The 5,279-nt window shown below is 46.7% G+C and carries 3 protein-coding genes; all 3 read left to right on the forward strand.

Features of this window, described 5'->3' with window-relative positions:
* Nucleotides 1–1,553: hypothetical protein (locus tag WEIDD23_RS08400; RefSeq protein WP_197458855.1), on the forward strand; the 1,553-nt coding region annotated here is incomplete at its 5' end.
* A gap of 227 nt (nt 1,554–1,780) precedes the next feature.
* Complete coding sequence (locus WEIDD23_RS08405) at nt 1,781–3,661, forward strand: KxYKxGKxW signal peptide domain-containing protein (RefSeq protein ID WP_197458856.1); 1,881 nt, start codon at nt 1,781–1,783, stop codon at nt 3,659–3,661.
* Between the two features lie 221 nt (nt 3,662–3,882).
* Nucleotides 3,883–5,279, forward strand: a 1,397-nt coding sequence (locus WEIDD23_RS08410) for a hypothetical protein (RefSeq protein ID WP_197458857.1), incomplete at its 3' end; no start/stop codon positions are given.

Consider the following 5,279-nt stretch of genomic DNA (forward strand, 5'->3'; position numbering starts at 1 on the left):
CAGCAGCTGAGAGTTCAGCCGCAGAATCGATGATTGAGTCAGGCCGTTCAGCGGATGCGTCACAAGAGGTGTCACTAGCATCATCGGCCGCAGAGAGTTCAGCCGCACAATCAATGATTGAATCAGGACACTCAGCAGCTGCGTCACAGGAGTCAACGTTGGCATCATCAGCGGCCAACTCAGCGGCGCAATCGATGATTGAGTCAGGTCGTTCAGCAGATGCATCACAAGAAGCGTCACTAGCATCATCTGCTAGTGCAAAGTCAATGATCGAATCAGGACGCTCAGCGGACGCGTCACAGGAGTCAACGTTGGCATCATCAGCGGCCAACTCAGCCGCACAATCATTGATTGAAGCGGGCCGTTCAGTAGCGATGTCACAAGAAGCGTCATTAGCAGCATCTGCCTCAGCACAATCTTTGATTAACGCAGGACGTGATTCGTTGATTGCACGAGAATCACAATTGGCTTCAGAAGCAGCACACGAGAAGAGCGTGGCTGATTTCAATAAGGCAAAGAGTGATGCGGTAGCTTCAACTAAGGCTGAAGCTAAGTCAAAGGGTGTTGCGAACGACAAGGACGTCGTAAAGGCCATCGAACAAATTAGCAAGGCAACGGATCAAAAGTCATTACAAAATGCGGTTGATCAAGCAGCGATTGCGATTGCTAATGCGGTTGATCGTGCTAAGAACGCTAAGAGTGGTCAGCGCGATGGCCACACAACTAGTGGTAATAACAACACTAAGGGTGGTGCTACTAAGAACCAAAACCCAGAACAAGGTCAACAAGGCATTGTTAATGGCGGTTCAAACGGTCAGGCAAATCCAGGACAAGGTCACAACGGAACTAAGGGTGATACAAATGGTCACCAGAAGTCTGAACAAGGTCAAGGCATTGTTGCTGGTGGTTCAAATGGCGGTTCATCAAATGGTGGCGTCAATGGTAACCAAGTAGCTGGTCAAAATGGTGGCTACACAGACGGCTCAAACGTTGCTGGCGTAACGAATGGTCAAGTTGCAGGTAATAATGCAGGTGATGTTGTGTTGCCAAGTTTGAATGGGGTGTCAACGACTAACGTGGCAACGCCAACACAGTCAACAACTGGTAATGCGACGGCTGGTGCAGTGACGCCGTTGGTAAATGCGACAACAGGTACAAATACCACGGGAGCAGCAACTGCCGGTACAACGACTGGTAGTGTACCGGCACAAGCAACGGGTGCTACGTCAGGTACGACAACAACTCATAACGATAAGCCTACGAAGACTAAGACAGCAGCCAAGACAGATACTGGTACGGCCACAGTTCAAGGTGCGACGGGATCTGCAGCTGATCCGGCCACACGAGCATTGCGTGATTCGCAAATGAAGCACAATGACAATAGTGCATTGTTGACATCATTGCTATCATTGTTAATCGCTGCAGCTGCCGGATTCTGGTTCTTCCTATGGAAGCGTCGTAAGGATCAAGAAGAGAAGATGGACGCGAACTTTGCTGGCGATGATGAGGCATTGTCAAACGAAGTTAAGAACATTAAAGATTCTTGGAAGTAATTAAATAGGTAATTAAGGCCGGTAAATGGGACTTAATTGCCATGCAAAGCGACATTTTGACTGATATTTCGGTCAGAATGTCGCTTTTTCACTGAAATGATTAGAGTTATGTCATAAAACGTGCAACGACGGCGTTTTTGGCTTACTATAAGTAACGAAGAGTTTTAATCAACTTTCAATTAGGGAGCACGAATTATCGTCTCGAGAGAAAGGGGTGGATGCTTGTGTTGGAGAGAGCACAAGGTCACGGGGAAGGTACAACCCGTTTTAAGATGTACAAAGATGGCAAGCGTTGGGTAACACGAGGCTTGACTGTTGCTGGGGTAGCTCTAGTGGTAGGAGCGCCTGTGGCGACGGCAACAATGCAGTTAGCTAGTGTATCAACAACGTATGCTCAAACGGTGACGAGTCGGCAATTGACAGCAACTGAGACTGATCAAATTAGTCGATTGCAGTCGGTGATGGACTCATATAGTTTCGTGCGATCAATTGCATTGGATGGTTTGAATTGGCAAGATGATTTGACGGCAGCGTATAACAACGCAACGCAGATGATTCAAACCATTCAGTCTGGTGAATTCACGCACGCAAATGGTGTTCAAACTGAAGGCACAACTTTTTCTGATCAACAAGTGACAAACGCAGTTAACCGCGTTGAGGATTACGCGTTGGCCATTGAAGTTGCGGACATTCGCGCGCACCATGCCGGTTGGTATGCTGAAGTGGTAAATGGCCAAAAGTTTTCGGACATTCACTATGATGTTTTGACATCTTATGCACCGGGTGCACAAGATGGTTTTGTTTGGATGAAGCCATTGCTGTTGGAAATTATCAATGGTAATCGCGCTGAAACGAATAATCAGACTAATGTGGTGACGTCGTCAGCAGTTGATGCCCAACCAGCAAATGTAGCTGGTTCGGATTACTATGACAATACAGCTGCAAAGTCATCAGCAGTTGATTCAGCATTGTCAGTGCAAGAATCATCAGCAGTTGATTCAGCATTGTCAGTGCAAGAATCATCAGCGGTTGATTCAGCATTGTCAGTGCAAGAGTCATCAGCAGTTGATTCGGCGCTATCAGTGCAAGAGTCGTCAGCAGTTGATTCGGCGCTATCAGTGCAAGAGTCGTCAGCAGTTGATTCAGCGTTGTCAGTACAAGAATCGTCAGCAGTTGGTTCAGCGCTATCAGTACAAGAGTCATCAGCAGTTGGTTCAGCGTTATCAGTACAAGAGTCATCAGCAGTTGGCGACCCTGTCGTTTCGGCCGGTGTTAGTGGTAAGTCATCGACGATTTCCAGCGCTAGCAACGCTAGTGCTGGATCGTCATCGTTAGTTGAAGGACCAACATCATCAGCAACCAGTAGCACAACTGCTACTGCCGATGTTGAGGGATCAGCGAATGCTTCACACCGTGTAACGACTAGCAACAACACATCATTCGCTAACCACGGTCAGGTAGGTGATGATGTGAGTGCGTCGACACATTTGATGACGTCTCAATCAGTTGCGCCTGTTTTAAGTGCTAAGGCGGTTACCTTGGATACATTGCCAACGGTTATGGCAAGTGATGCAGGTCAGACAACTCGTCAGGTTGCGACAGTACCAAGTTCAAGTGTTATGGTTTCTTCAGGTACGACGGATGTTGTATCAAGTGCCACAAGCTCGACAACAGTTAGTGCGACATCAAGTGCAACAAGTTCATCAGTTGTTAGTGCGACGTCAAGTTCAGCTACGACGCAAAACGTAGCAAGCAACAATGGTGGGACGCCAGCATCGACAACTGATTCGAATGTTGCCGGTAACAATGCACCTGCAGCTGCACCTGTAAAAAATGCGGCAGTAGATGATGGGGCAACAGTTCAAGCCGGTGTGAATACGGCTGGTAACGATGCCACAAGTCATTTGAATGACACGCAATTCTCGTTGAATGACAATACCCAAGTTTTGGGAACTATTTTGTCAACAATCATCGCGATTGCATCTGGAATTGCCTTTAAGATTGTTCGCAGTCGTAAGGGTGCCCATGCTTCTGAAAATGGCGAATTTGATGAAGAAGATGAGCAATTATTTGATATGGTTGCAAAATTGAAAAACTTCATAAAGTAGTAGAAGAATATTTGCTACGAACTAATAAATCTCCAGTGTTATCAGCTCTGTTTGGCTGACGAAACTGGAGATTTTTTATTAATTTGAAATTGCGAAACCAAAGCCGTGTTTTTATTTTTTGTAAGCAGTAAAATTGGAACATAAACGAGGAAATTTGGGATTTTGCCTCGTTTACGAAACTGCTGAGAGAAGTTTCGAAACAGGGAAAGGGGTGTTTTCTTATGATTAAGAAGACGCAATTAACATTAAAAAATTACGAACATAAAAACAATCGACACTGGGTAGCAAGTGGTATAACTGCGCTTGGAGTGACAGTCTTGACTATATCACCATTGGTCACAACGACAACTAGTATCTTGCAACCAACGACGGTGTTTGCGACAGATAATGCACGTAACTTAACGGTAACGGAGCAGTTACAAATCGCCCGTCTACAGGCTGCTATTACCAATTACCAAGCCGTCGCAAATGTGCAGTTGCAAAATGAAACCAGTTGGCCAGCACAATTGACGCAAGCAATTGTGGATGCCCAAAGTATGATTCAAACAATTCAAACTGCCAGTTATTTAACGGGCAATCGTGATCGTGGTGGTCAACCTTTTGGTGATGATCAGGTCACAAATGCGACCAATCGTATTATGAGTTATGCACTTGCCATTCAAGTCGCCCAAATTCGTCAAGATGATCCAACGTGGTACGCCAAGATGACCTCAGGCGTACTTGCTAGCAACGTTACGTATGATCCGCTAACGTCAATTGCTTTTGGCGCGCAGGATGGCTTCCCTTGGATGCAGGGAATGCTCCAACAAATTTTGGCAGTGTATGCAGATAATACGGCAAATGATTTAGTTAACTCAGAAGCGCCCGTTACCTCATCGGCAGCTGATGCATCAGACGCAACGTCGTCAAGTACTGTCGATGAGTCAAACGCAACGCCAGACGGGCCATCTTCAAGTGAAGTTTCAGATAGTACTGTGTCATCGAGTGTTGCTGACACGTCATCGAGCGTAGCAGCGCCATCAGTTAGCGCGACACCAGAATCATCATCTGACAGTGCTGTTGATTCGGCTTCAAGCGCGACTGCAGACAGCAGTGTTTCGTCGAGTGCGGTAGATACATCTGTCAGCGCAGTAACGCCATCGGCTAGTGTGGCGCCGGATATGTCAGATTCAGTGAGCGCTGGTATCTCATCAAATGTGACGTCAGATACAGCTGTGTCATCGAGTGTGACTGATACAGCTGTAAGTACAGCGACGTCATCGGTCAATGCGGCTTCTGAGACGTCAACAAAGACTAGCTCGGGTGTAGCCACATCAAATAAGACCGCTAGTGCCGATTCATCAAGTGCAGTTAATCCATCCGTAACAAACGTTAGTGATGTAACTGTTGCGAGTCCATCATCAGTTAGTTCGGTGTCAGAGGTGGTGGCATCAGCTAGTGTGACTGGCACAACGTCGGATGTAGCTAGTGCGACAGCAGATGGTGTAAACTCGCTAGTTGCTAATGCAGTACCTGTAACTGACCAAGTGACGACATTACAGCCAAATCAGGCGTTAGCTGCAACGATGCTACGCAATACGACTAATCTAGCTAATGGATTAACGACGGTGGTTGGGGG

This window comes from Weissella sp. DD23, from assembly GCF_001579105.1.
Classification (GTDB): Bacteria; Bacillota; Bacilli; order Lactobacillales; family Lactobacillaceae; genus Weissella; species Weissella cibaria.